The organism is Micromonospora sp. NBC_01699 (assembly GCF_036250065.1).
Classification (GTDB): Bacteria; Actinomycetota; Actinomycetes; order Mycobacteriales; family Micromonosporaceae; genus Micromonospora_G.
This window is the reverse complement of record NZ_CP109199.1, coordinates 5,068,490-5,093,257: the sequence shown is the minus strand read 5'-3', so window position 1 is coordinate 5,093,257 and position 24,768 is coordinate 5,068,490. Positions and strand designations below refer to the sequence as shown.

Sequence of the window (24,768 nt, the reverse complement as noted above, 5' to 3'; positions counted from 1 at the left end):
TGCAACTACCGCCGAGCGCACTGGGCTGTCTGGCTCGATCAACAAACCGGTGGCCGCAACCGGCAGGGAACACCGTGGACAAAGCGACCAACCGAGTCTCGATCCGGGTCGCGGTAGCCGACCCTGAGTATTCCGGCACCGTCGAGACGAGGATCTTCATCGACGACCGACCTATCGTTGTGGAGGCGTTCACCGCCGGCCCCGCCGAGCCGCCCGAGTACCTGCTTGGTCTCGACCATCGGCTCCACGCCGGCGTCGAGCCGCACGAGGTGCGGCTGGCCGAGGCCGACTGCACCGAGGGCTGCTGCGGCGCGCTCTACGTCACGATCCAGCGATGCGGCGACGAGGTTGTGTGGCGCGGCTGGCGCAACCCGGACACCTCCGACCTCTCCCTGCCGGCGTTCACCTTCGACGCCGCTAGCCGGCGGTAGCCAGGAAGCCGCACAACAGCTCGGCTTCCAATGGCCACCGAACCGAACGCAGAACTAAACATGGCTGGCCCGCGACGCGGGCCAGCCATGCGTGATCCCGCGACGTCGGCACCCATCACGCGCATCAATTCAACAGGTGTCCATGTGGTTGTGGGCGTGCGCGGTGCCCGGGTTCAAGCCGGGCCCGGATGGTTCAGTTGTCCTGGTAACTGTGCAGGAGCAGGTCGCTGGCGCGTTCGAGGTCCGCTTGGTCGCGGATGCGGATCTCTAGGTCGCCCGTGCCGAAGTGACCGATGGAGCGAACGTCACGGGTGAAGCCGTCTTCAAGCGCGACGGTACTGGGGTCTACCTTGGCGTACACGAGTAGGCAGTGGTCGCGCGGATGGACCTCGACGCACGCGAAGTTGCGCAGCCGCCGGTAGGCGAAGTAGTTCTTGCGGGTGATGCGCTGCACGTCGTCTCCGAACGCGTTGAGCGTGGCGTCGAGGTCGGCGAAGAGGTTCGCGAGGGACTCTGGTGCCTTCTCCAGGTATTGGCTTACTGTCTTGTCCTGGGTTGGTCCCGATCGTGTGCGGTTGTCGCTGGCAGCCTGAGTCCGCTCACTCGGTTGACGCAACGGCTTGCCGGCCACCGCTGTCACGAGTTCCAGCGCGAGCAATTGGCCACCGTAGTCGCGGTATCGCACGAGTTCGATCGCTCGGTTGATCTGCTGCACCGCATGCTCGTCGTAGCGGGTGAAGTCCTGCGCCACGCAGACGAGCCGTGGGTTGCTCCAATCGATCTCGGCTGCGGACGCCGCCCCCAGTCGTCGCTGTACAAGTAGTGCGAACTCGCCTTGATGGTCCAACAGCCAGTCCAGGTAGAACAGTCCCTGATTGATGACGTTTTCGTCGCGTGACCTCTTGTACTCAAAGTTCACTGGCGAGCCGTTTTCGTCGATGCCCAGCGAGTCGACGCGACCGCCGTGGCGGGCTCCCGTGGAGTACTCCGAGGCCAGAAAGCGCACGCCGAACAACGTCTCCATGTTTCGCTCGAGCAACGTCTGCAGGTGCCTCTCCAGCACCATGGCGCTGTTCGTCAACTCCGCGGCCACACCGCTGTCGATGCGGAAGAGCTTGAGGTCGCTCAATTCGAACTCCTGCGGAAGGCGAAGGCGTCAGTTGGTCTGGACTGCGGGTGCGTCGGTCCGCCGTGGCATCGTAGTCGCGACCGGTTCGGGAGGCCGCGATGCGGGTAGTTGCTTGCCGTGGGTGGATATGCCGATAGCCAAGGTGTTCGCCCCGGGTGGGTGGTGTCTCCGGGGTGGCTCCGGGCCGGCAGGGCGGCGGTGGTCAGGCCGGTAGTGGCAGGCGACGCAGCCGTGTGATGACTTCGGCGAGTATGTCGTGGCCGAGTGCGGGCCGCAGGGTCAGTGTGCAGGGCGTGGCGTGTCAGCCGGGCGGGGGTGTGCAGCAGACGGTGGCGGAGGGTGGTCAGGTGGGCGCGGTTGGTGCCGTCTGGTGGTTCAGGTGTTGAGGCCGGCTCGCTGTGTGATCGGTGCCTTGGGCTCTATCCTTGCGCGATGCCGTACGCGGATCTCAGCTTCGATCAGTGGAACGATCTGTCTGACGGCGCTGCCGGCCGGCTGGCCCAGGAAATCGCCGATCGACACGACCTGACTGTGGTGGGCCTGAAGAGCACGGCGTACGTGGGGCGGTCGCACCGGGTGGCGCTGTTCGACCGTGACGGGATGCGGTTCGCTCTCGTGCCCGGCGGACGGCCGGCGCTCGGCTACGACGCGGCCCGGTTCCAGCCCGTTTCGCACCAGGCCGTCAGCTACGCCGACAGCGCCAGCGAATTTGGTCTTCCTCCGCTGGTCGAGTACGTCGACGCGATGACTTCGCCGGTACGCAGGGTCGAGATGCCGGCGATGCTGGTCGCGGTGGAAGCGTTCGACCCGTGCGAGGTTCCGCTGGCGCCGGACGACCCTCGGGTACTCGAACTGCTCGCGTCGAGAGGGGATCGGCTCGGCGGGGTGAGCACATTCCGATCTGCTGGTGGGCTGAGGGTCGAGTTCGACCAGGCCGGGCAGGTGGTGCGGGCCCGAGCGACCAGGGAGGTCTCCTTCGACGAGGGTATGTCCGGGCTCGCGAGCATCGGCTTGCGGACGACCACTGCGGATGAGTGGGAGTGGGCGTGTGGAGCCGGTGCGGCAACCCTGTTCCGCTGGGGCGATGACTGCCCCAACGACGGTTACCCGTTCGACTACAAGACCGGCCCGCACAGGCAGAAGAACCTATGGGGCTTGGCGATCGGGCAGGATCCCTACAAGCATGAGACGACCACCGAGCGCACCATCGTGTGCGGCGGCGATGGCGGCAGCACCACCTGTGGAGGCAGCGGATTCTTCCTGGGCTGGCTCACCCTCGCGACCGCCTACTGCGACAAGGAGTTCGGCCAGTGGCTCGCCTCTGACGACGGGTACGCCGACGAGATCCTGACCCGGCCCGTCATAGAGCTGAGCTGAGGAGCGCCGAACAGTGGACGACCGCACCCGCGAGCTCCTCGACACCGCCGTACGAGAACAGCTTGACGCCCATGGGCGGGTCCTGCCGCCGTGGACGGCGTACCCGCAGATCGAGCGGTACAGCATCGGCTGGCGCATGGGTGACGGCGAGTGGCATCTGATGGTGTGGTGGCACTGGTGGGAATCCGCGCCCATGGACGAGGGGGAGAGGATTGCCTACTTCCGGGCCGATGAGCCGCCGCGCGAGTGGCTGGACTGGGTAGCGCACCAGCTCTGGCCGGATGTGGACTTCGGTGAGGCGGGCGTACGCCGCCTGGCCGAGCACGGGATCGGCGCTGCGCGGTGACTGATCGTCCGCTGCTGTTCCTCGACGTGGACGGGACGCTTCTGCCCTTCGCCAGCGCCGCGGGCCCGATGGGCGATGATGCCAACCCTCTGTTGGCCGGTCTCGACGCCGAACACGGTCGTCGGCTTGCCGCGTTGCCTTGTGATCTCGTGTGGGCCACGACCTGGATGGCCGAGGCGAACGAGGTGCTCGCACCACGGCTCGGCCTACCCCAGCTCTCGGTTGTCGACTGGCCAGACGACGAAGACGACGGCGGTCGACTGCACTGGAAAACGCGCTGCCTCGTCGAGTGGGCCGCAGGACGCCGGTTCGCCTGGGTGGACGACGAGATCACCGACGCCGACCGGACGTGGGTAGCAGCGAACCACAGCGCTCCCGCGCTCCTGCACCGCGTGGATCCACGCTGCGGCCTCACCGACGCGGACTACCAAGCCGTCGCGCGATGGCTGAACGAGGAAGTCTCGGACACGGCAACCCCCACGGGTGGTCTTCACGGCCGCTGAGGGTGGCTCGGTGGAGGTCTCTTCCGCTCGGCGCTGGTGCGGGACGGCGGGTGATCGGTGTATCGCGCCCAGGTGAGGTTCTCGGTGATGGTCAGCGTTCCGCCGATGGCGCAGGTGACGTGGACATCATGTTCGAGTAGCGCGGCTACGACAGCGTTGGGGTCGGCGGCCGGGATGCCGAGCCAATGGGCAACTTGTTTGATCGCTTTGGCTTCGTTGATGTAGACGTTGCGCGGCCGGGCTATCCCATCTGCCGTTGCGTTGCGATGGCCGTGGCGGCAGCGGTAGGCGGCGTGCTTGTTGACCCAGTGTGCGTCGAGGATCCGGCCGCATTCCTGGCAGCGGATCAGTCCGGTCAGCAGGTAGCGTCCGCTTTCGTCGTCGGCCGGTGTAGGCCGGGCGTTGGCTTGTTGGGCGGCGACGAAGTCGTGTTCGTTGACCAGTGGCGGATGGGCGATGTCCCGGGAGATGACCCACTGTTGCATCAGGTTCCAGCGGCGTACCTCCGATTGACCGAGCAGATCATCGGCGGTGTCGAGCGGTCCGCGGTCGGTGTGCTGCCGGTTCCAGACTTGCCGGCCGGTGTAGCGAGGGTTGGCCAGGATCGACGCCACGGTGCGCAGGGTCCATCCCGCGCCGCTGCGGTGGGGGTTGCGGCCGGGGTCGACGCTGGACGGGCATGGGACGTGCCGTTGGTTGAGGTCGCGGGCGATTCCGGCGACGCTGCGCCCGGTGAGGCGTTGGGCGAACATCCACTGTACGTGCGGCGCGGTGGATGGGTCGGGTTCCAGTCGGTGGGCCACGCGTCCCCACTTGGCGTGGGCGGGGTTCGGGTGCGGTCCTGCCGCGACGAGGCGGTATCCGTACGGCGGCCGACCGCCGAGATGACGGCCTTGCTCGATCACCTGGGCGCACATGGCTGCCTTCGCCCGAAACCGCGAACGCTGGACCTCCCGCCTGGAGTGCACGCCGAGCAGGGCCAGTAGTGACAGGTGCAGTTCGTCGCCGGCGTCGACCGGGCCGTTGAGCTCGGGGAGCCACAGCTGCACGCCGTACAGCTTGAACAACGGCGCGAGGTCCCGGAACTGGTTGCCGTAGAAGGCCCGCTCGAACTCTCCCACTACCACCGCGTCGAACCCGCGGCCAGGATCGGCCAAGGCTACCAGCAACCGCGCGGCTTGCGGGCGACGTGGCCAGGGCACCTGCCGGGAAAAACCGACGTCGAAGAAGTCGGCCACGATCACTCCTCGCCCGTCGATCACCTCCTCGGCGAAGTCGCGCTGCCACCGCGCCGACGACAGCCGATCCTGGAACTCTCGGGTCGACATCCGCCCGTAGAAGGCGAACCGTATGCCCACGGGCTCTGGTGCCTGCGGGCGCCGTGTCCGCAGGCGGCCTCGCCGGTCCGGCTGCCGGAGCCACCAGCCGAGCAGGTCAGGGCCGTCCAACTCCGGCGCGTACTGCATCAGGACCCTCCCCATGTCGATGCTTCGCTAACAGCTGTCGTCGGGCAGATCGAATCGGTCACCCCCGTAAGCAGGCTCTGACCTGCTAATCAGCCCTCCTCGTCGTCAGGGGAAGCTCAGCCCGACAGCACGCTACATCTTCTAGAGACTTCGTCTGGAGACCAGCAAGTTGGCGGTCAGCGTTGTGTGAGCGGTTCAGGCAGTGGCTTGCTGTGCACCACGACAAGCTCCCGGTTTGCCCGGGTCAGGCTCGTGTACAGGGTCCCGGCGAATTCCTCCTGTCGCACGAAGTAGCGCGGCTCCACGACCACGACCCCGTCGAACTCGACACCCCTTGCCGAGTCGGGCGTGCGGACGGCCAGCCGACGTCCCTCCCTGGTCCAGTCGCCCGCACCCGCTGCCGTGTCTGTTCGTCGCCACCCGTTGCCGAGAAGCAGTTTGTCGATGGCGTCCGGATCGGTGGTGATGATCGCTGCCGTTCCGCCGGGGTACGAGTTCAACAGTCTGCCCGCCTCACCGACGGCCCGAAGGTCGCGCTTGCCAGGTGTGCTGGCTCGGATGACGGACGGTTCCGGCCCGTCGGTCTGGAGTGAACAGGGTTGGTTCTCGTTGGGTGGCAGAAGGCGGTTGGCGAAGTCGAGAATTGGTTGGGTGGAGCGGTATCCCCGTTCCACGACCTCGGGTTGGAACAGCTGGGCATCGGGAAGTATGTGAAGTCGCTCCGCCAGTTCGTGCCAGTCGAGGTGGCTGATGTCCAACCGGCGGCGTTGGTTCAGATCGCCGACGATTGTCCATCGTCCGTTGGCGTTGTGGGCCTGGATGATCTTCCATTCGAGTTCCGAGACATCCTGGGCCTCGTCGACGACGATGTGTTCGTACCTGGACCGTTTGTCGCTGAGCAGCGTGCCCAGTTGCGCGAAGAGAGGGAGGTAGCGACGTTTCCCCCATGCCTTCGGGAACGGTGGGAGCGCCTCGATCCACCGCTGCTCCGCCTGGCTGGTTGGTGGTCGTCTGTGTGGGTCGTTGCTGCTGCGGATGGCCTCGTAGGTCATCTTGACCATGTCGGTCAGACGGCTCGCCTTCCATTCCGGTCGGTCCTGGCTCTCCAGTACCGCGTGTTTTGCCAAGGCCACGACGAAGCCGCCGACGTCCTCCGCCGTCCCCTCACCGGGCTGTACCGTGGTGGTGCCCAGACCGGCGAGTTCGGCGAGCCATTCGGGAAGTGACTTGACCGTTACGGCTCCGGTCGGGTCGAGTTCCCTGACCGTCCGTGACACATGGCGAACGTACTGTTCGGTGGGTCCAAGCAGGAGCACCCGTGGGATCTGGCCCTTCTTTGTCGTCTCCTCGTTGACCAGATAGCCCGCACGGTGCACCGCGATGATCGTCTTCCCGGTACCCGGGTGTCCCTGGATGATCAAGGGCATTGTCGGCGGTTGGGTCACCAGGCGGTACTGGTCGGGTTGGAGAGTGGCGAGCACGGAGGTCATCGCCTCCGTTCGGGGCGCGTGCAGCGCGTAACGGACCGCGTCGATGGCACGCATGCCGTTCTCAAGGTCGACGGCCGCTGAGGCGGAGCGGTGTCGGTGGTCGGCCGGTTGGGGTCGGCGGTCGGGTGCCCGGTCGTGGACTCCGGGTGGCGTGGCGGGAGCGGCTTTCGGTATCGGCAGGGCGACGGTGTGTCTGATCAGTCTGGCGCCGTGGACGGCGATCACGTCGACTTCTCCGCGGTTGTCCGGGACGCCGAGGCGTTCAACCATGCCGACCGTGCGGCGACTGTCGATGGTCGGTGATCCGGGGCTGGTCAGATCGGTGAGGACCGTCCACTGGGCGGTGGGGTTGTTCGCTCGTAGTACGGCGCAGGACAGACTGGAAAAATCATGTTCGCCATGGACGATGACGTGGCCGTAGGGCCTTTGGCTGTCGGGGCCTCTGATCGAGGTGACCAGTTGGGCGAACAGTGCGAGGTAGCGTAGTTGCCCCCAGGCGGCTCCGAACGGCGGTAGAGTCGCGATCCATTCTGCGGAATACCTACCCAGCTTCAGTGGTTCGGTGGGCACTCCGCCCATTCGGATCACCTCGTAGGTGACCTCGAGCTTCGCCGACAGGTGTACGTCGCGTTGCGCCCACCCCAGGCGTCGGCGACAGATCGGTACGGCCTGCTCCACGATCTCCTTGACGTACCGGCCGACGTCAAGGGCGTCCGGCTCTCGGGTGTCCGTGAAGCTGGGGTATCCGGCGATCCCGACCAGCCACTCGGTGTCCTGCACGATGGTCACGATCTTGGGTATATCCGCAGCGGGCAGTCCGACGAGTGCTGCTGCGCTGTGGACCCTGCGGACGATCTTCGGGAGTGGGGTAGTCCATGCTGACACGATGAGCACGCGCCGTCGTTCGTGGGCCAAGTGCCGCACCATGTCGACCGCGCGCACGGCCGCGATACCTTCGGGATCCGCCCGGAAGCCCTCCGAGAAAGCAACGACGAGCGGTGCGTCCGGTTGCCATGTTGCCAGGTCCGCCGGTTTGTCCGGCAGTGGCAGTCGGACTGCGGTGTCCCTTCTCGCCACGGCGGCCCGACGCGCTCTAGGGGCAACCGGTGACGGTGGTTCCATCCTTGGCGTGCTCGGACCGGGTGCCGTGGCCTGCCGGGTTCTCGGCACCTGCTCCGCGGGGCGGTCTGTCGACGAGGCGGTACGGGCAGATGACGACGTCGAGCCGGTGGGGCGCCCGACCTGCCGGCGCGGCGGTGCCGGGGGAACGCGCAGCTTCCCTGCCTTGAAAGGCGACTGGTCGGCCGGCACCGCGACCGCCCAGTCGTCGGAGCCGTGTACCACCTCTACATCACGCGCAGTGAGTGTTCGGCGCACCACCACATCTGTGTCTAGTTCATGGGTCGCGTTCGGGTCGAAGAACACCCTCGCTGTCCGTGCGGCCCAGTTGATGACCGGATAGTCCCAGTCCGCGCTGTTGAGGTACCGCGTACCGATGTAGAAGGCGATTCCGAGATCCCGGTCCGGACCGGCAAGGCCGACTCGGCCGTAGAGGGGGCCGACGCTTGCCCGTTCACCCCGAGGGACGTTGTCGACGTAGCGCTCGTTCGCGGTGACGGAGATTTCGGGGTTCTTCCGGGCGAGTCGCCGCTCCAACGCCCGCAGGTAGCTTCGGTTGGTGGCGATTTCGTAGGCGAGTTCCTCGTCGCTGATCTTGGCCACCTACCGCACCTCCACTACGCAGACGGCCAGGTCCTCAGTACTGAGCATGGCTGTCGATCGTGCCGATATGTCCTGGAGGAGGCCCGCGTGGCGGTTGTCCTCTCGACGCTGTTGGGCCTCGAAGAGCGGCACCATGCGCTCCCTGCCACGGGTCCGCAGGGTGGCGATGCGTGACTCCAGCGCCTGTGTCCGCCGTTGATGGACCTGCTCCACGCTGAGTCGTCGTGAGGCGAGGAACGCCTCGTTCTCGGCGGCCAACGTGTTCTGGCTCCGGAGATGCCTTCGGACCAGCAGGTCACTGCTCACGTCGAGCGCGGGCCGTAGGTCGATCGACCCGTCGAACCATGCGGGTTGCAGGTTTCCGGCTGCCACAGCCGCCATCAACCGGTCACCCAGGTCTGGGGCGACCTGTAAGGTCCGGGCGTCAACGGTGGCGGTCCATACCTCATGCAGTGGCCTGACACCGCTCCAGTTGGCGATGCAGAGATGGACGAGATAGGTGCCCGGGGCCACCCCGGCGCGGTGCGCCGGCATCGTGATCGCGGAGAATCTGGTCTGCCGGTGCCCTGGTACGTCCAACGCCGCCCGTACCAACGGGTGGTTGGCCGTCAGGAGCGGCACCCCGGTGGTTCGGGACGCCTCCTGGTCCAGGGACAGCTGAACCGGCAGTTGATGTGTCAGGTCGCTGAGGATCTGGTCCACCTCGGACCTCGTCTTTTCACCGCGCAGCGCGAGGTCACGGACGTGACCGGCGAGCTCGCTGTTGCCGATCACGGTCACGTGGTCGCCACGGACCTGGCAGCGTCCACCGTAGCTACCCACCCAGTCGCTCACCAGCAGGGCCAGTTCCTGCTGTCCGACATACCGGCCCGATGCGAGTAGATCGGGTTCGAGGCCCTCGATGTCGACGCCATCACTTGATATGAGGTGGGGCGCCGCCGACTCGATCTCGTCCGCGGCCCGCTTCTGTTCCGCGACCGCCGCCAGGAACTCCCTAGTGCGCTGCTCTCGTTGGGCTGGGGTCAGGGCGAAGTCGAGCAGGGTCGACTCGACGTCGGGCCATATGCTCTCGATGATCGGTTCCAGCGCCCCGATGGCGTGTTCGAAGATGCCGATCCGGGTGAGCAGCCGCTCGATGATGTCCGACTCGATCGTCCCGGGCGTCGTGAAGTTGATGATCACAACTTTCTGCTCGGTCTGGCCTATCCGGTCGATCCGACCGATGCGCTGCTCGACCTCCATCGGATTCCATGGCAGGTCGTAGTTGATCAGAACGGAGCAGAACTCGAAGTCCAGGCCTTCGCTCGCGACCTTGGTCGCCACGACGATGTCGTAGCCACCTGCCCGGAAATCGGCCATGACCCTGGCCCGGTCGTCCTTGCCGACACCACCGTGCAGTACCGCGGTCCTGCACCGGCTTCGGAGATGCCTCTCGAGGTAGGACAACGTCCTCCGGGAAAACGTGAAGACGAGTCCCTGCCTGCCCTGGCTGATCAGATCGTCGACAACGCGGAGCAGCCGCTCGAGCTTCGTGTCCACGTCGATGCCGGCTGCCAGATCCCGCAACCGTGGCGACGGCGGCACATCCGGACCGAGCACAGCCGCCGACGGCTTCGCCGTAGCGTTCACCTCATCCTGCACGCCCGGTGTCTGCCACGCGGTCAGAACAAGTGCCGCCGCCTCGGGGAGACAACTGCCCGCGAGGCGGAGCGGCATCTGCATGCCGAAGTGCAGCGGAGTGTCCTTGACCCTCGCGCGCTCGATGCACCATTGCAGGTATGCCTGGTAGAAGTCGTGCTCCCGCTGAGTCCAGCGCACCTGGACGGGGCGCGGCTCTCGCACCGCCTTGTCCTCCTGGACCTCGATCTTGCGGGTGCGCGTGACCTGGGCCGAGAGCCCGCCCAACTCGCTACAGATCCGTTTGACCTGGACCACGTCGGTCGGGGACAGGTGAGGTCGCTCAAGGATCTCGCACAACAGTAAGAAATCAGGCCGCAGGGTGATGACGCGGCCGAACGTGCTGTCGGACAGGTTCGACAGCCACCGCCTACGTGTGGCGTTGCTGATCGAGGCGTCGAGCAGCGAACCCATGATCCGATTGAGGACTGCGTTGGGTTCGATCCGCTCCTGCAGGTCCGCCAGGTCCTGAAACTCGCCGGGCACCAACAGCTCAAGGAGGTTGTACAGATCGTTGCTGCGCAGGTTCACCGGGGTGGCGGAGAGGAAGACGTACGCATCCGCCCAGCGGGACAACAGCTCACCCAACGCGTGGCTTTTGGTGTTCGAGTTGCGGAAGACGTGGGCCTCGTCCACGATCACCAGGTCCAACTGGAGACCCAGTTGCTCGATGTCGGCCAGCCCCTTCCACGCCCGTAGCCGCTCCACCGAGCAGATCCAGGCGATCCTCCTGGGCAGGCGATCCGATTCGAGACGGTCCTTGAGGTCGGCCAGCCCCGCACCGGTGAGCTCGGTCAACTCGAAGCCGAACCTCTCGCGCATCTCGTGCTGCCATTTGGTCAGCAGTACGGAGGGACACACGACGAGCACCCGGTCCGCGTGCCTGCGGGCATCGAGTTCAGTCCACAACAGTCCGGCTTCGATGGTCTTGCCGAGACCGACCTCGTCCGCGATGAGCAACCGCAGGGACCCTGTGCTCAGCAACTTCATCACCGGCTTGAACTGGTACGGCCGGAAGATGGTGCGTGTCGCCCGGAACGAGAAGACCGTGTCGGTGAACTGCTTCTCCAGCTTCGCCCTGGTCAGGGTGGCGGCAAGGCGCTCGGCGGGGGCGGGCTCGGTGCGTACCCATGCGTCGGGGGAGTCGACCGTCGGCCTCGGCAGCAGGGCGCCCTCTTCGACACGCTGGATGCGGCTGCCGGCGAAGACCTGGTAGATCCATCGACCGTGCACGAACTGACGGGACTTGATCATGCCGTCCTGCCCGGCTCGGGTGATCACCTCGTCGGTGACGTCGAATCGGGGCAGCGGCACCTCGTGGGCGCTGTCCCAGAGGTGGTCGAACCAGCCCAGTGCAGAGGCCACGGGAGAGTCCTCGGCTACCTCGGCAGCCGGCTCGTGAATCCCCGCACCGGGCATCGCGCCTGAGGTGACCACGAGCAGCGGAGCGGGGTCTAGGCCCCCGAACCAGTAGACCCCTTCAGGCAGGCTGACCGTCGGGACGACGATCTGTCTCACCCGCTCAACCGCTCCCGCAGGATCGGGCAGATCGGCGCCGAGAGCCAGTACGTCAGTGAAGAGCCCGGTAGCGAGCATGGCGGTCGCATCCGTCACCAGCGGGTGGTATCCATGTGTGACCGCGAGGACACCTGGATCGGGAAAGATCCTCCGGCCTGCTCCGCCAAGCGCGCGCACTGTCATCCTCCATGGTCGACTCGGACTGTCCCGTAGCCCTGCCCGTCCTGCGGCAACGCCGTCATGTGTTCTCCTCCGAGCGTGGGGACCGGCGGGGGCGGAGCCACCGTATGGGGCCCCGGTCTCCGGCAGTGGCTGTCGTGGGGCCGGATCGACGGCCCCGGCGGACGTGGCGGAGGGTCGAGGGGCGGCTTGGCGTGCAGGCCCCCGGTCCGGCCGGGGCCACCGTCCGGCCCGCCCTGATGGCCCGGACGCTGCTGATGTCCGGACGGGTTCGTCGTCACCGCGCGGTCCAGCCGTTCGACGGCGGATGTGTGCCTGAGGCCGAGAGATTGAGGCATTGGCCGACACCGCACCAATCTAGGTGCGCTTCCGGCAGTAGGAAAGGGCTTGATCGACGGGGGTTGGAGGACGTTCAGGTGTGTGTGACTGACCGATCTGGTGGGCCGAAGGGTCATCATTGGGTGGTTCTGTTGGTCAGATTGGGCCTGACCCGTTTTGACGGACATCCGCGATCAGGGGGCTGTGAGCCCCTTCGGGAGGATGTTCATCTGGAAGACATGGGTAAGAACCGCGCCGGCCGGTAAGGGCGTTCACGCCGGAGTTCAAGGCGAGGACTGTCGAGGTGCGCCGGCGGGGTGACCGCACGATCGTCCAGGCTGCGAGGCTTAAATTCAGATGGTCAATGCAACGGTGCTGGTAGATGGGTGACCTGCGGCATGGATGAGTCGGCCCGGCATGTCAGACACGATGGAATGGATCTATGGCGGCGATGGCGCGCCGGTGACTCCATCAGCGTGATCTTCCGGGCACTGGGTGAGCCACCGGGATCGTTCTTCACGGTGCTGAAGCACCATGGCAGCATCGCCCCGGCTGATCGGGTGTGTCGGGCGGATCGTCTGACCGCCGAGGACAGGGAGTCGATCTCTCGGGATCTTGAGGCCGGAGCCTCGCTACGTTCGATCGCCGTGTCGATTGGCCGTGCGGTGTCGACGGTGAGCCGGGAGGTCACGCGCAGCGGCAGCCGGGTGAACTATCGCACAGTCGCCGCCGAGCAGCGTGCTGAGGAGCACACACGTCGCCCGAAACCGTCCGCCTGCAGGACACCTACATCTGCCATCAGTCGCCTGGGGCGGGAGTGTCCCGATTTCGGTGGTGACGAAGCGTGGTCGGCACCGCTGATTTGACGTGCGAAAGATCAACGAGCTTATCGCGATCGTGTTCTCAGGGATGTCTTCGCTGGCAATCGATGACGTGGTGGACGAGGGCGATGAACAGATTCCCGGCGTCCTGGACGCGTTATGAGCGTCGCACGCCGCGTCTTGGCGCGCAACCGGTGCGTTGGCTCGGGAGTTGGCCGACCGCGTCGGCGCACGCGTGTTATCCGCCCTGGCGGTGGTCGTCTCACGACACACCGCCATACGTGAGCTGCTGCCGCTGGGGCGATTTCACACCCCGACCCGCTCACATCCCACCCCACCTATACATTTGGCCAGAAGGCTCTTGTCCCGCCGGGCCGCTCGGTGGTGCCATAGCAGGGTGAGCGGGAATGTGTACCATTCCGGCCCGTCGCTGGCGCAGGACGGGATGCGGGGCAGGCGCAGCGGCGGCCGGTAGGGCACGCCCCGCCGTCGTACGGACTACGCCGAAGTCGGACCGCCCGTTCCCGGCGGCGCTGCTCGCGGCGGGCAATCGGGCGGTCGCCGGGTTAATGGCCAATCTGCAGCGGGCGCAGGAGGCCGCCCGGGAAGCGCGTGTCGGTTGGCGCATCGGTGATGGTGGCGACGTCGACCCTGACTGGATCGGCCGGCTGGTGAAATACCAGGTGCCGTTTCGCCCCGGGGAGACGCCGCCGATGACCGAGGAGCCATCGGACCTGCCAAACGGAGACGTACTGCTGTACCCGGCGGTGTCTTTCGCCGAGGTGCAGCAACGTTACGACGAGGCGTCCTGGGCGATCACCCGGCTGAATGTGGCGAGCCCGGCGCTGTTCGGGCTGGCCCGCGACGGTTCGAGCGAGGCAACCGGTGCGTTCGCCGCAGACCCGGACGCAGGCCGGGCAAGGGACCGGGCGGCCGGGCCATTGCGGCGGGTGCTCGCTGACATCTCCGCCACCCGAGCCAGCCTCGGGGACGACCTGGATCCGTTGGATCTCACGCCGCTGCACCGGCAGCTTTACGGCCGCGCCGTCTGGGCGGGCGGCTTCCGGCATAGAGTCGCGGAGACGGCCGCACGGGGTCGCACGATCGCCCGCATTCCGTGCTGCTATGCAGACCGGAATGCGGGCCGTCCAGCATCTAGGCCGTGTTTCAAAAGTGATTGCTGTTTCCCTGAGCGTTGCGTTCTGCGGCGGCATGCCACCAGCCGGGCGGGGTCGGCCCGGTGACCGTCGCGGTCGGCTGGTCGGGATGCAGCCCGAGGCGGCGCAGAGCGGCAGCCTGGATACGGACGTCGAACCAGCCGTGCCAGTGACCATCAGGGCCAATACCGCAGGCCAGACCCCAGTAGACCTCGCTCGACTCGAAGGGCATCCAATCGATGCCCCGGTCACGCAGTCAAGCGCGGGCCGCAGCCAACGGCCGCGGACAGCCAGGGGTGTTCTCGTAGGCTGCGATAGTGACCCAATCAGCGTTCATGGTGACCATGATGCCTGGGCAGACCTTCTTGCGGCATGGCAGCTTCGCCGCCTGGCGGTGCATAGAAGGGGAGATCGTCGGATCCGAAGCTCGGCGTGTCGGTGATCGATAGACGGTGAGGTCTCCGGTAGGTGGTTCAACGACGAAGAAGAACCCATAACCGGAGACCTCGTGGCCACCTTAGCGGTGACGAGGCGACACGACCTGACCGACGCCCAGTGGGCGGCGCTGGTGCCGTTGCTGCCCAGGCCACGTGGGTCAGGACGTCCGCCGAAGTGGAGCAGACGGCAGTTGATCGACGGGATCCGGTGGCGGACACGGGTCGGCTCGCCGTGGCGGGACGTGCCCGCACTGTATGGGCCCTGGCAGACCATCTACGGACTGTTCCGTCGGTGGCAGCGTGCCGGGGTCTGGCGGGACGTCGTCACCGGGTTGCAGGCGAGGGCGGACGCGGCTGGGTTGATCACTTGGGACGTCAGTGTCGACTCCACCAGTGCCCGCGCCCACCAGCACGCCGCCGGCGCCCGTACCCGCCCGGAGTTACAGGTCGAGTCCCCCGGTGGTGTCGATGACGAACCCGACGATCACGCCCTGGGACGGTCCCGGGGTGGGCTGACCACGAAGCTGCATCTCGCCTGTGAGCAGGGACGCAAGCCGCTGTCGACGGTGTTGACCGCCGGACAGCGTGGGGACAGCCCGCAGTTCGTCCCAGTCCTGGCCGGTATCCGGGTTCCTCGCCCCGGCGCCGGCCGCCCCCGTACGCGACCGGACCGGGTCTTGGCCGACAAGGCATACAGCTCCCGCGCCAACCGCCTGTATCTGGCCCGTCGAGGGATCGCCGCGACCATTCCGATCAAGATCGACCAGGCCGCGAGCAGACAGAGGAAGGGCTCGAAGGGCGGAAGGCCACCAGCCTTCGACCCCATCACCTACCGGCAACGCCACGCCGTCGAATGCGGCATCAACCAGCTCAAACGCAACCGAGCCCTGGGCACCCGCTATGACAAACTCGCCGTCCGCTATCAGGCCACCGTGCACATCGCCACGATCAACGAGTGGCTCCGACCAGGCTTATGAAACACGGCCTAGCGCTGCTGCTCGCACCGTTCACCAGTGGTGTTTCGCTGCTGGTGCTGCTTGGTACCGCAACAGCGGCGGCGGGGATACAGGCGTACGGCAGCTACCGGGAGGCGCAGACGACCTTAGCGGCGGAGGGCACGGCAGTGTGTCCCGACATGGATCTCGTGCCGGCCGGCAGCGTGGAGCGGGCGCGTCTGACTGCGGAGGCCGATGCCATCGCGTTCGGCCTCGTGCTGCTGGCGCTCGGTGCGGCCGGCTTTGAGGCGTGGCGGGTCGGCGCGGAGACCCGGTCGCTGCGGGCACAGGCACGGGCGCTGATGCGGCAGGCGCAAACGGAGGGAGGGCGGGTTACGGTCAACATAGGCGGCGCGGGGGCGCCGCACGAGCCGGAGGGTGCAATCAACCTCAACCCGCAGGTACCCGGTACCGAGCGGCGCGGCATTCCCAACCTGGTGCAGGCACCGGGAGAGCGCATCGGTGAGTTGTTCCCGCCGAACACCGTCGACTCGATCGTCGGGTACCGGCTTCCGCCGCGCGACGTGATCGACTGGAATCGGGTGGCTCCCGGCGCGGCGCGGGTGCTGCGATCCGGCGGCACGCTGTCCATCTCGTTCCAGGGAGCCAGCCCGGCTGCCGAGACGCTGGCCGAGGCGTTGCGCAAGGCCGGCTTCCGGCAGGTCAGCACGATGTCCGATGTCGTCGTTGAAGCGGTTCGCTGACCGCCTCGGGGCAGGCACGGGGCAATTTCAGATGACCGAAAGCTCGGCCTCGGAGGGTTGACGCTGGTTTCGTGCGACGTCGAGGCCGCGTCGGTGGCCATGCTGGCGCCGATAGTCCCGTCGTGTGGCTACCTGTTCCTGTGCCGGGTCAGCAGTTAATCGTGCTCGGCCTGCGCGGCGAGCGGTTCAAAGAGGTCGAGATGCTTGTGCTGCGTCACCAGGTTGCGGACCTGCGTCCGCAGGTCAGCCGTCCGGATCTATACCGCTCCGGCTCGTCGCACGGCCGCTCTGCGGCAATGCGATTCGTCAGGGGCGAGTGTGCGCCGCTGCTCCGAGCGCCAAGGCGAAGGCTGTCTCTGATTGACCGTGGTGCGCCCGGACTCTACTGTTCAACGCTTGAACACCTGTTTCGGCAGGTGTGTTGGATGCGTGTGGCCGATCAGATGCAGCTACGTTTGCCTCCCTGTGGCGTGGCGAGCCATGGACGACTCGAAGGACAAAGATGAGCGCGAGCGGGACCCGTACTTGCTCCTGGTGCGGCGCAGAAGGGCACGACAAGCGGTCGTGCAAAGTTTCTCCCAACGCTGGGCAGTGCAGCGTCTGTTTCTACCGGGGGCACGACAAACGCAACTGCCCGCGCAAGTGAACCAGGTACGCAGGGTCATTGCGTAGTGGACAAGAAATGCCCTGCCGCGTCCGGGACACGCGATCCCTGCCCTGACGGCTGCGCCATAGACTTCGCCGATGCTGGAGGTGTCGGGGACTTCGAGATCCACATTACGGCTCACGCTTCTCATGACTGCTCGTTCGACCATCGGGCCAGGGGATCCTCTTCGCCTTGGCCATCTGACACGTAGACCTTCAAGCCGAAGAATCCTCGGGGTGGAGGCGCACAGGCGTTCGGCCTCCGCCAGCACAGCCTGCCGGCCGGACGGTTGGCAGCGGCGTCGAGCAGCCCGTCGGAACCATCCGACGTCCACAGGAGCCAGGCTAACCATGGCCACAGAAGCGCGGGGCACCGCAACATCGTCGTCGCGTTAACCGAAATGCAGCTACTCCAGCGCGTCGAGGTGAACGAGGTACGTGTGCAACTGTTCTCTCTTCGCGTACCGGTGCAGTTCGTCGAGGGTGGGTGTGGTCACCTCAAGTTGTTCGGCCACTGTCCTCAATCGGCTGGTGAGGTCGGCTCGGGTACGGACCTCGCGGAGCTGGGTCATGGCCAGAGCCCGTTGCATGGCGGCCTGCCGCCGTAGTTTCGTGTCGTCGGTCCAGATCTGCGCGAAGTGCCGCTTGCGCAACTGGTACGACCCGATCCGACTGAGCGGCAGCTTTGGCGTGCCACCGAAACTGTCCGCGATGAGCGTTGCCCGCCAGACACCGCTGGGCAGGTGCCGCAGAGTGCCCTTTCGTTTGCCGTCCGCGAGCCAACCGGTCCAGATCTCTCGCGGATCCTGCGACGGCTCGGCGGCCATCAACTGCCTGATCATCGGGACCCGATCGCACACCGACTCCAGGAAGGTGTCCCGTTCCCCGCCCACCCCGCTGTACGCCAGCAACCGGCCGTCGGTGCCTTCGATGAGGTACGCCGGCAGGTATGCGTCCTGGTGCCCGAGCACGCGCAGATTCCGCAGTTGCTTGGGCAGATTGAAGTCGAACCGGTCGGGACGCTCCCCGAGCCGCGTGACGATCTCCGGCCGGAAGGTCGAGGGCGAGAAGAGCGGGGCGAAGTGCGATCCGTCGCTGACCCGCTCGGCCGGCACGTCGGGGATGGGCAGCAGGCTCAGCGAACCCTGGTAGTGGCTGCGCGGAAGCGGCCGGGCGGTGAAGCGTTCGACGAGAAGCTGCTGGCGGCTTTCCTTCGGCACGTAGCGAATGCCGGCTCGGGCGGAACTTTCCCCGAGTGGGGTGAGCGTGACCACCCCCTCGGCGAGGCGGGCGTGTCCGATGAGGGAGAGAAACGTCAGGCAGCGATCCACCAACGAGTCGGGCAGGCCGTAGAACGCGGCCAGGTCCGCCGACCGGGTCAGCCCGGCCTCCAGGATGCCCCGCACCAGGAAGCGATCCAGCACCTCGTACGCCTGCTCGTCGTAGACCTGTGCGGACGTCTCGACCTGCCACAGCGGCCACAGCACCGGGAAGAGTCGCGACGGGCGCACATCTGGCACGGTGACCGCGTGCTCGATGGCTCGCCGGGCGGGGTAGATGACCCGACTCATGACAACAACCCGCTCTCCGCGCTGATCATCGGTACGGATGCCGTTCTGTCAGCCACCGAGCACCGTCTCGATCTCCCGGGAGGGCCGGCGGTCGCCCACCGCGTCGAGATGGTCGGTCAACGACTGGATTAACGCGGCGAAGCCCGGATCGCGCGCGACGAGCAAAGTCGTCGTGTCGCCCACCAGGACCAGTTGACGCCGGGGCCGGGTGATCGCCACGTTGAGGCGCCGGAGTTCGCTGAGGAACCCGATCTCGCCCCGGTGGTTGCTGCGGGTGAACCCGTAGACGATCAGGTCCCGCTCACCGCCCTGGAACGAGTCGACGGTGCCCACGTTGTCGGCCACCCCGGTATCACCCAGTTCCTTTGTGAGCAGCTGGGTGATCAGCTCGGCCTGTGCCCGGTACGGGACGATGACCGCCCAGTCGGCGTACCGCGTGACGTATCGGCCCAACAGTTGGACGATCAACCTGGCCTCCAGCTCGTTCACGTAGCCGGGCCGCCCCAGCCCGTCCGCCGAGCGGCCGGGTTGCTCCCTCCGCCGCGTCGCCGGCTGGTCCGACGTGTCGATCATTGCCAGCGGCGCGCGGAACACCGGGTCGGGCGGACCGCCGGGATGCTCGGTCTCCAGTAGTCCCCGGTAGAAGGCAGCCGAGACGAACTGGGCCAGCTCCGCCGGCATACGCCGCTGCACCCGCAACATGACCCGGTTGGTGTCGCCCAAGCTGGGATAGAGCCGTTCGAAGGCGCTGCGCCGCAGCACGTCACCGATCAGTGTCGCGACCGCAGGAGGCACATCGGCGGCGAGGTTGTCGGCCCAGTCGCGTACCTCGTCGTCGAGAAAGGGCGGTAGCTGGTTGTGATCACCGACCAACACCGCCCGGCGGGCCCGAACCAACGGTACCAACAGGTTCGGCGTGGAGATCTGCCCGGCCTCGTCGACGATCGCCACATCGAATTCCAGCTCGGCCAGGAGGGCGGTGGTGGCGGTACCGATGCAGGTGGCGGCCACCACGTCGGCGTACCGCACCAGCTCTCGATGCAGCTCCTGCTCGGCGACGGCCACCTGGTCGCGCCACTGGGTGAGCAGCCCGGCCCGGAGACGGGCCAGGGTCGCCGCCGAGGTCAACTCCTGGTGCAGCCGCGTCCAGCCGGCCAGGTCTTCCGGCACCCCGACGGGTACGGCGACCGCCGGGCGCAGCACCTCGCGCGCGTTCTCCCCGGCCCGCGTGGCCTCGCCCAGCGCCTTCTCATATACCTCGGAAGCAATGTCGCGGGCACTGGTGATCGCCCTGACTTCCGGGTCGGCCGCGATCAGCGCGTCGGCTTGGGCACGAACCGCAGCGTACGACTCCTCGGCCAGTCGCGTCGCCGTCCGCGCGGCGCTGAGCTGCTCGAAAGTCGCGGCGAGACGCCGTTCCCGGCGGTCGGCGAGCCAACGGAAGAAGAACGCCAGCACTCCCCGGGCGGCCCGCCGCCGTGCCGCCTTGGCCCGCCGCTCGCGGTTGCGGTGTTTCTCGGCGAGCAGTTCCAGGCTCGCGCGCGACTCCCGTGCCCCCTGGCCGGCGGCGGCGAGCTGTGCGGCGACCGGTGCGGCGGCCCGCTCGACCGAGGGTGCCAACTCGGCGGCGCGGAGCTGGACGTCCCGGTCCGCTATCCGGGCCTCGGCGAGCCGCGCGGCCAGGTACCCCAGCCACCGCTCAGCCTGGTCGTCGACACCGACGAAGGGGGCCAGCCGCGACGCCGTACCCTCGGTCGCGGCCAGAATCTCCTGCCGCAGCGCCTCCACCTGCGTCTCCACCATGAACCCGCGCGCGTGCGCGGTCATCGCATCCTCGTTGCCGACCCGGACCGCCCGAACGTCCGGCGGTAGTCGTTCGAGCACGTTGTCGACGGCGCGGTTGGTGTGCGAGGTGACCAGTACCCGCTGCCCACGTCCGGCGCTGGCGGCGGCGATCTCGGTGATGGTGCGGGTCTTCCCGGTACCGGGCGGCCCGAGCACCAACAGCAGGTCGGGCACGGTCAGGGCGGCACGGAAGGCGTGTAGCTGCGCCGGGTCGAGCGTCTCGCGCGGCTGCGCGCTGGTGTCCGGCCGGTACGGCGCGAGACGCTGGTCGACCAACTGGGTGAGCAGGTGGGGTTGGGTAGCACGCCGTTCCCGAAGAGCCTCCACCGCGTCGAGTTGCGCGCGGTAGACGCGGTCGCTGGGCAGCACCTGCAACGCACCCTGCTTCGGTATCCGGGCGTAGTCGACCGGGTTGTCGAACCGTACGGTGACCTCCCGGTCCTTGACCCGCAGCACCCGCCCGCGCAGGTCGGGTTGATCGGTGACGAAGACCAGCGCCCCTTTGGCCACCGGGGCGCCGTGGAGCAGTTGGAAGGCGTAGACGCCACGCGCCGAGTGCCGCTCCTCACGGGTGCTGTCCAGCCTGCGGTACGGCAGGGCCCGCGCCTGGCGTTGCCGCGCGATCTCGATGTCCCGGGTCGCCTCGATGACATCGGTGAGCAGGTCGAGGTACTCGATGTGGTGCGCTGGCATCGTCGGCGTCGCCTCCGGACGTGCGACGCCCAAATTCAACCAGGCCTGGCAGAGCAGTGGCCAGTGTGACGAAGACCGCTGCGGAACGTCACGGACGTGGTGATAGGCCGACCAGCCGGCCGCACCGCCGAGCACCAGCGCCGCCCTGAGCAGCCGTTCCTGGTCCTTGAAGGAAAGCGGTGAGACGTGTCCGAGCCGGTACGCGTCACCGTGATCACTGGGATAGAGCCACGCCGCCCAACGCTGGCTGTAGACGACCAGCCGGGACCGGTCCGGCTCGACCCGCGCAGGCAGCGCGTTAGACGAGGCGAGTCTGCCGAACTCGTTGATCAGCACGGACGGATCACGCAGACCACCCTGGGCGAGTTGGTCAATGGCCTTGCCGGACGGTACGACCGCGACCGGGCCCGGCAGGAATAGGGACGCGATGCTCAGCGGGTACCTCCCTGGGAGAGCAGCCGACGTCCCTCGCGGAACGCGGCGGCGAGCGCGCGTGGGTCGACGGGACGGCGGGCCGGGTCCGGGTCGAGGCAGCGCAGCAGCAGGTCGTCGAGGTGTTCGGGCAACTCGGGCAGGCTGGCCCGGATCGGTGGCGTTGCGTACGACGACGGCGGATGACCGGTCAACGTGTGATAGACCAGCGCCGCCACCTGGTAGATGTCGACCGGGATCGAGGATCGGCCGCCCCGGTGCTGCTCCGGGGCGCGGTAGCCGGGAACCCCCTCACCCGGCTGCGGCGTGAGGGCGGCCAGACCGCCGTCGACCAGCGCCGCGCGCCGGGTACGTCCGGTGAGCACGATGCTGTCGGGACCGAGCGCCCGGTGACTTGCCCCTTCCCGGTGCAGCACGGCCAACGTGGCGCAGACCTCGGCCGCCGCGCCAAGCACGCCAGTGGCGGGGAACCAGGCCAGCGGCGTACCGGTCGGGCCGAATGCCTGTCGCCAGAAAGGCCCGGCAGGCAGCACCGTGACCAGCGTGGTGGCGGCGGCCTGCTCGGTCAGACCGTCGAGTGACGGCAGCCCGCCCGTACCGCCGAGCTTGCGTAACAGGCGGCCCTGCGCGCGTACCTCGTCGCGGCGCCGCTGAGCCGTCGACGTTTCCCGGACGAGGTGGAGTTGGCGAAGCCGGACTCGAAGCGGATCGTGCTGGACACGGTCGGCGGTCGCCTCCCGCCAACTCCACGAATGGTCGAGGCTGACCTGCTCAACGGGGTCTTCGTGCAACAGGTAGCGGTGCGTGCCGATCCGGCGTTCGTCACCACCACGCCAGGGGCTCGCGGCGTGGTCCGGGGGTTGCCGTGGCGACGAGGATGGGATCGTGACCGACTCCGAGCCCTTCGGATGGTCCATGTCCTGGTCGCCAATGTCCCGGTAGGGGTGGTAGTAGGCACGCCGAACATACCGCGCGGCTGGCTGCATCAACTGACTACGCAGGCCCGTCTCGTCCCACAGGACCAGCCGTACGCCGGTGAGCCGCGTCTGCGTCTGCCGCCAGCCGTCCCACCACCGGGTCATCTGCGGGTCGAGACTGGACGGGACGCAGAGCACCCACTCCTGAACGTGGTAGCCGTGCTGGGATGCGTTGCGCACCGCCGAGGCGAACGAACCTTCGATCTGCCCCCGGTGCCTGTTCGTCACCCCGTGCGGGAAGTACTTCGCCTGCCAGATTGTGACCCGACCGTTGAGGTCGCCGACCAACGCGTCGATGCCCCAGTCGCCACCGTTGGCGAAGACGAGCCGGGCGTCGCCGCGTACCGCCTCGACCAGGAGCCCGATCATCTGCTCGAAATCCTCACGGGCACCGGCCTCGCCCGCCCGCGCCTGATGCGCGTAAAAGTGGATCGGCGGCTCGCCCGACGCCGCCCGCGTCACCTCGTCCCCGCCGTCGCTCGGGTGTCAATCCGCACGGCAGCGAGCATCCCAAGTGATTGGCGACGACGGCAAGACGAATCCCCGGCATAGTGGCGCTGCCGCCGGCACGACGATCGATCGCGTCGAACCCGGGCGGCCTGAGGGGTTCTCAGCAACGGTGACCGGAAGTATGTTTACGCCCACGGAGCGCGTCGGGTGTGGCCCTGGGGCAAGGTGGATGAGTTACGGCAAGTACAACCATCAAGGATATTTCGGCGAGAGCTTCGTGCGTGTCCTGGCCAGCGCCGCCGGCCTGATCGCCGGTCAGCAGGACGTCGACCACACGGGCGTGGACTTCTCCATCGACTTTCCAGGGACGCGTGGCACTGTCCGCTTTCCGAAGATCGAGGCACAGGTCAAGTCGTGGTCCAGCCCGAAGGGGACCGAGCTGGACTGGCATTACCCCATGGACGTGCGCCACTACAACAACCTCGCCGGTGAGGGGTTCGCGGTGTCGCGCTATCTCTTCTTGATCATCGTTCCCCCGGATGCCGGTCAGTACGCCCAGGTGGACGAGACATCCATGCGCCTCAGTCACTGCGGGTACTGGGCGTCCTTGCGCAGGTCGCCGTTGATCGACCAGGCCGCGCAGCGCCACGTCACGGTTCCCGTGCCCAAGCGCAACCTGCTGACCGTCAACGGCCTGCGGTCGCTTCTTGGTCCCGTCCCGGCGCAACAGGTGCCCGCGTCATGATGCCGCCTGTCGTGGTGAGTGCTGACGAGCTAGGTGCCGCATCGGCCCTGACGCCCGAGACGTTGAGTCGTTATCTGTCGTCCACCGGTTGGGCGCCGGAACAGCATCTCGAACGGGCGACCTTATGGTCGCGGCGCGAGGACGACGGCGACTTCCAGGTGTTGGTCCCCGGCGATCGGGACCTGCGCGACTACGCGAGCCGCGTCTCTGACCTCCTCACCACCGTGGCGGCCGTCGAGGAGCGCCCGATCCGGCTGCTTCTGGACGATTTGGAGACCACCGGCGCGGACACGCTCTCCTTCCGGCTTCTGCCCAGCGGTCCATCTGGGACGATTCCCCTGTTCAATGCGGTGGACGCATTGGCGGGAGTGCGGGAGTTGGTCGTGTCGTCCACGTACGCTCTGATGAGCGAGCAGCCGATGCTGGTGCAAGGGCGTCGGCCGGACAGTGCGCTCGACTTCGCCCGTACTGTGCGACTGGGAACCCCACGCGCCGGAAGCTGGGCGATCGCGGCACAGCTCGCCGTGCCGCGTGCCGACGTGAATGCCGATCCGCCGCTCGCCCGCCGGGTGTCGCTGCAGATGCACCGCGCGGTGAGGGCATGTTTTGCCGCGTCAGGCGAGGCGCAGCGCGAATTCGATCTTGGACTATTTCTGCGCCGTACCGGTGAGGGCGTGTCGGCGAACGTCTGTGACGCCCTCGCCAAGCTCGGCCGCGACGGTGTTCCCTACGACGTCAGGTTCAACTGGGCTGTTCAGCTACCTTCCTCCGTGCCGGCGCGTTCGTTCCGTTTCAGCACCCGGCGGATCGAGGTCCTGCGCGCGGCGGCAGAGCAGCTCAAGGTGGCCGTTCCGGACGGGGAGGTCACGGTGGAGGGTCAGGTCAGCAAGCTGCGTCGGGATATCGGCGAGGGCGGCCAGGCAACCGTGCGGGGCCCGATCTCCACCGTGTACGGCTCCTCTGAACGGTCCGTTCGGGTGTTGCTGCCGGACGCCCTCTACCAGCAGCTCGTCGACGCACACGGTCGCCGGCAGCACGTGCGAGTCATCGGCACCGCCGTACGTGGGCGTATCGAGCGAGTTTCCCACGTCGAGATTCTGGACGGCGGCACCGCAACCTGAGTAGCCCTGCCTGCGGTG

At 67.3% G+C, this 24,768-nt stretch carries 17 protein-coding genes; 10 read left to right on the top strand and 7 right to left on the bottom strand.

What is annotated here, in order from left to right:
- Window positions 1-74: 74 nt before the first annotated feature.
- Window positions 75-431, top strand: a complete 357-nt coding sequence (locus tag OG792_RS20900; protein ID WP_329101386.1) for a hypothetical protein — start codon at window positions 75-77, stop codon at window positions 429-431.
- A gap of 193 nt (window positions 432-624) precedes the next feature.
- Here OG792_RS20900 and OG792_RS20895 read toward each other — a convergent pair whose 3' ends face one another.
- Window positions 625-1,560, bottom strand: a complete 936-nt coding sequence (locus OG792_RS20895) for a DUF5655 domain-containing protein (RefSeq protein ID WP_329101385.1) — start codon at window positions 1,558-1,560, stop codon at window positions 625-627.
- A gap of 432 nt (window positions 1,561-1,992) precedes the next feature.
- Between OG792_RS20895 and OG792_RS20890 the strand changes: the two genes are divergently transcribed.
- From OG792_RS20890 to OG792_RS20880, 3 genes are read left to right on the top strand one after another with little or no spacing between them, the layout of a single operon-like run.
- Window positions 1,993-2,937 (top strand): hypothetical protein, encoded by a 945-nt coding sequence (locus tag OG792_RS20890; protein ID WP_329101383.1) that lies wholly within the window; start codon window positions 1,993-1,995, stop codon window positions 2,935-2,937.
- A gap of 13 nt (window positions 2,938-2,950) precedes the next feature.
- The gene (locus OG792_RS20885; protein ID WP_329101380.1) at window positions 2,951-3,283 is read left to right on the top strand and encodes a hypothetical protein; all 333 of its coding nucleotides are present in this window, start codon (window positions 2,951-2,953) and stop codon (window positions 3,281-3,283) included.
- Window positions 3,280-3,786 (top strand): HAD domain-containing protein, encoded by a 507-nt coding sequence (locus OG792_RS20880; protein WP_329101378.1) that lies wholly within the window; start codon window positions 3,280-3,282, stop codon window positions 3,784-3,786. Before OG792_RS20885 ends, OG792_RS20880 begins: the two co-directional genes overlap by 4 nt.
- On the opposite strand, the gene OG792_RS20875 is transcribed toward OG792_RS20880, so the two are convergent.
- From OG792_RS20875 to OG792_RS20865, 3 genes are all read right to left on the bottom strand, one after another.
- Entirely contained in the window at window positions 3,774-5,252 is a 1,479-nt protein-coding gene (locus OG792_RS20875; protein WP_329101376.1) for a recombinase family protein, read from the bottom strand. The genes OG792_RS20880 and OG792_RS20875 overlap by 13 nt on opposite strands.
- Window positions 5,253-5,428: 176 nt before the next feature.
- A complete protein-coding gene (locus OG792_RS20870; protein ID WP_329101374.1) occupies window positions 5,429-8,464 on the bottom strand; it encodes a UvrD-helicase domain-containing protein in 3,036 nt (1,011 codons plus the stop codon).
- Window positions 8,465-11,755 carry a DEAD/DEAH box helicase gene (locus OG792_RS20865; protein ID WP_329101372.1) on the bottom strand — a complete coding sequence of 1,097 codons (3,291 nt, stop codon included), beginning with the start codon at window positions 11,753-11,755 and terminating at the stop codon, window positions 8,465-8,467.
- Between the two features lie 800 nt (window positions 11,756-12,555).
- On the opposite strand from OG792_RS20865, the gene OG792_RS20860 reads away from it, so the two are divergent.
- The 4 genes from OG792_RS20860 to OG792_RS20845 all read left to right on the top strand — a co-directional run bounded on the left by OG792_RS20860 (window position 12,556) and on the right by OG792_RS20845 (window position 16,271).
- The gene (locus OG792_RS20860) at window positions 12,556-13,023 is read left to right on the top strand and encodes a helix-turn-helix domain-containing protein (RefSeq protein WP_329101370.1); all 468 of its coding nucleotides are present in this window, start codon (window positions 12,556-12,558) and stop codon (window positions 13,021-13,023) included.
- Between the two features lie 524 nt (window positions 13,024-13,547).
- Entirely contained in the window at window positions 13,548-14,222 is a 675-nt protein-coding gene (locus tag OG792_RS20855; protein WP_329101368.1) for a hypothetical protein, read from the top strand.
- A 436-nt stretch (window positions 14,223-14,658) separates the two neighbouring features.
- A complete protein-coding gene (locus tag OG792_RS20850; RefSeq protein WP_442932452.1) occupies window positions 14,659-15,549 on the top strand; it encodes an IS5 family transposase in 891 nt (296 codons plus the stop codon).
- A complete protein-coding gene (locus OG792_RS20845; RefSeq protein ID WP_329101361.1) occupies window positions 15,528-16,271 on the top strand; it encodes a hypothetical protein in 744 nt (247 codons plus the stop codon). The genes OG792_RS20850 and OG792_RS20845 overlap by 22 nt, the downstream gene beginning before the upstream one ends.
- 1,052 nt (window positions 16,272-17,323) lie before the next feature.
- On the opposite strand, the gene OG792_RS20840 is transcribed toward OG792_RS20845, so the two are convergent.
- The 3 genes from OG792_RS20840 to OG792_RS20830 all read right to left on the bottom strand — a co-directional run bounded on the left by OG792_RS20840 (window position 17,324) and on the right by OG792_RS20830 (window position 22,803).
- On the bottom strand, window positions 17,324-18,487 hold the full coding sequence (locus OG792_RS20840) for a hypothetical protein (protein ID WP_329101359.1): 1,164 nt from the start codon (window positions 18,485-18,487) through the stop codon (window positions 17,324-17,326).
- A 48-nt stretch (window positions 18,488-18,535) separates the two neighbouring features.
- A complete protein-coding gene (locus tag OG792_RS20835) occupies window positions 18,536-21,361 on the bottom strand; it encodes an AAA domain-containing protein (protein WP_329101355.1) in 2,826 nt (941 codons plus the stop codon).
- Window positions 21,362-21,456: 95 nt separating this feature from the next.
- Window positions 21,457-22,803, bottom strand: a complete 1,347-nt coding sequence (locus OG792_RS20830; protein WP_329101354.1) for a serine/threonine-protein kinase — start codon at window positions 22,801-22,803, stop codon at window positions 21,457-21,459.
- Window positions 22,804-23,113: 310 nt separating this feature from the next.
- Here OG792_RS20830 and OG792_RS20825 point away from each other — a divergent pair, with 310 nt between their 5' ends.
- Together OG792_RS20825 and OG792_RS20820 are read left to right on the top strand one after the other, a co-directional pair.
- The gene (locus OG792_RS20825) at window positions 23,114-23,629 is read left to right on the top strand and encodes a DUF4365 domain-containing protein (RefSeq protein ID WP_329101352.1); all 516 of its coding nucleotides are present in this window, start codon (window positions 23,114-23,116) and stop codon (window positions 23,627-23,629) included.
- Window positions 23,629-24,750, top strand: coding sequence for a hypothetical protein (locus tag OG792_RS20820; protein ID WP_329111344.1), 1,122 nt, complete (start codon window positions 23,629-23,631; stop codon window positions 24,748-24,750). The genes OG792_RS20825 and OG792_RS20820 overlap by 1 nt, the downstream gene beginning before the upstream one ends.
- Window positions 24,751-24,768: the final 18 nt, after the last annotated feature.

What these genes read in the sequence shown, in the direction of transcription:
- OG792_RS20890 (WP_329101383.1), top strand. Translation starts at nt 1,993, where the DNA reads ATGCCGTACGCGGATCTCAGCTTCGATCAGTGGAACGATCTGTCTGAC.
- OG792_RS20875 (WP_329101376.1), bottom strand. Translation starts at nt 5,252, where the DNA reads ATGCAGTACGCGCCGGAGTTGGACGGCCCTGACCTGCTCGGCTGGTGG.
- OG792_RS20860 (WP_329101370.1), top strand. Translation starts at nt 12,556, where the DNA reads ATGGATGAGTCGGCCCGGCATGTCAGACACGATGGAATGGATCTATGG.
- OG792_RS20855 (WP_329101368.1), top strand. Translation starts at nt 13,548, where the DNA reads ATGGCCAATCTGCAGCGGGCGCAGGAGGCCGCCCGGGAAGCGCGTGTC.
- OG792_RS20840 (WP_329101359.1), bottom strand. Translation starts at nt 18,487, where the DNA reads ATGAGTCGGGTCATCTACCCCGCCCGGCGAGCCATCGAGCACGCGGTC.
- OG792_RS20830 (WP_329101354.1), bottom strand. Translation starts at nt 22,803, where the DNA reads ATGATCGGGCTCCTGGTCGAGGCGGTACGCGGCGACGCCCGGCTCGTC.
- OG792_RS20825 (WP_329101352.1), top strand. Translation starts at nt 23,114, where the DNA reads ATGAGTTACGGCAAGTACAACCATCAAGGATATTTCGGCGAGAGCTTC.
- OG792_RS20820 (WP_329111344.1), top strand. Translation starts at nt 23,629, where the DNA reads ATGCCGCCTGTCGTGGTGAGTGCTGACGAGCTAGGTGCCGCATCGGCC.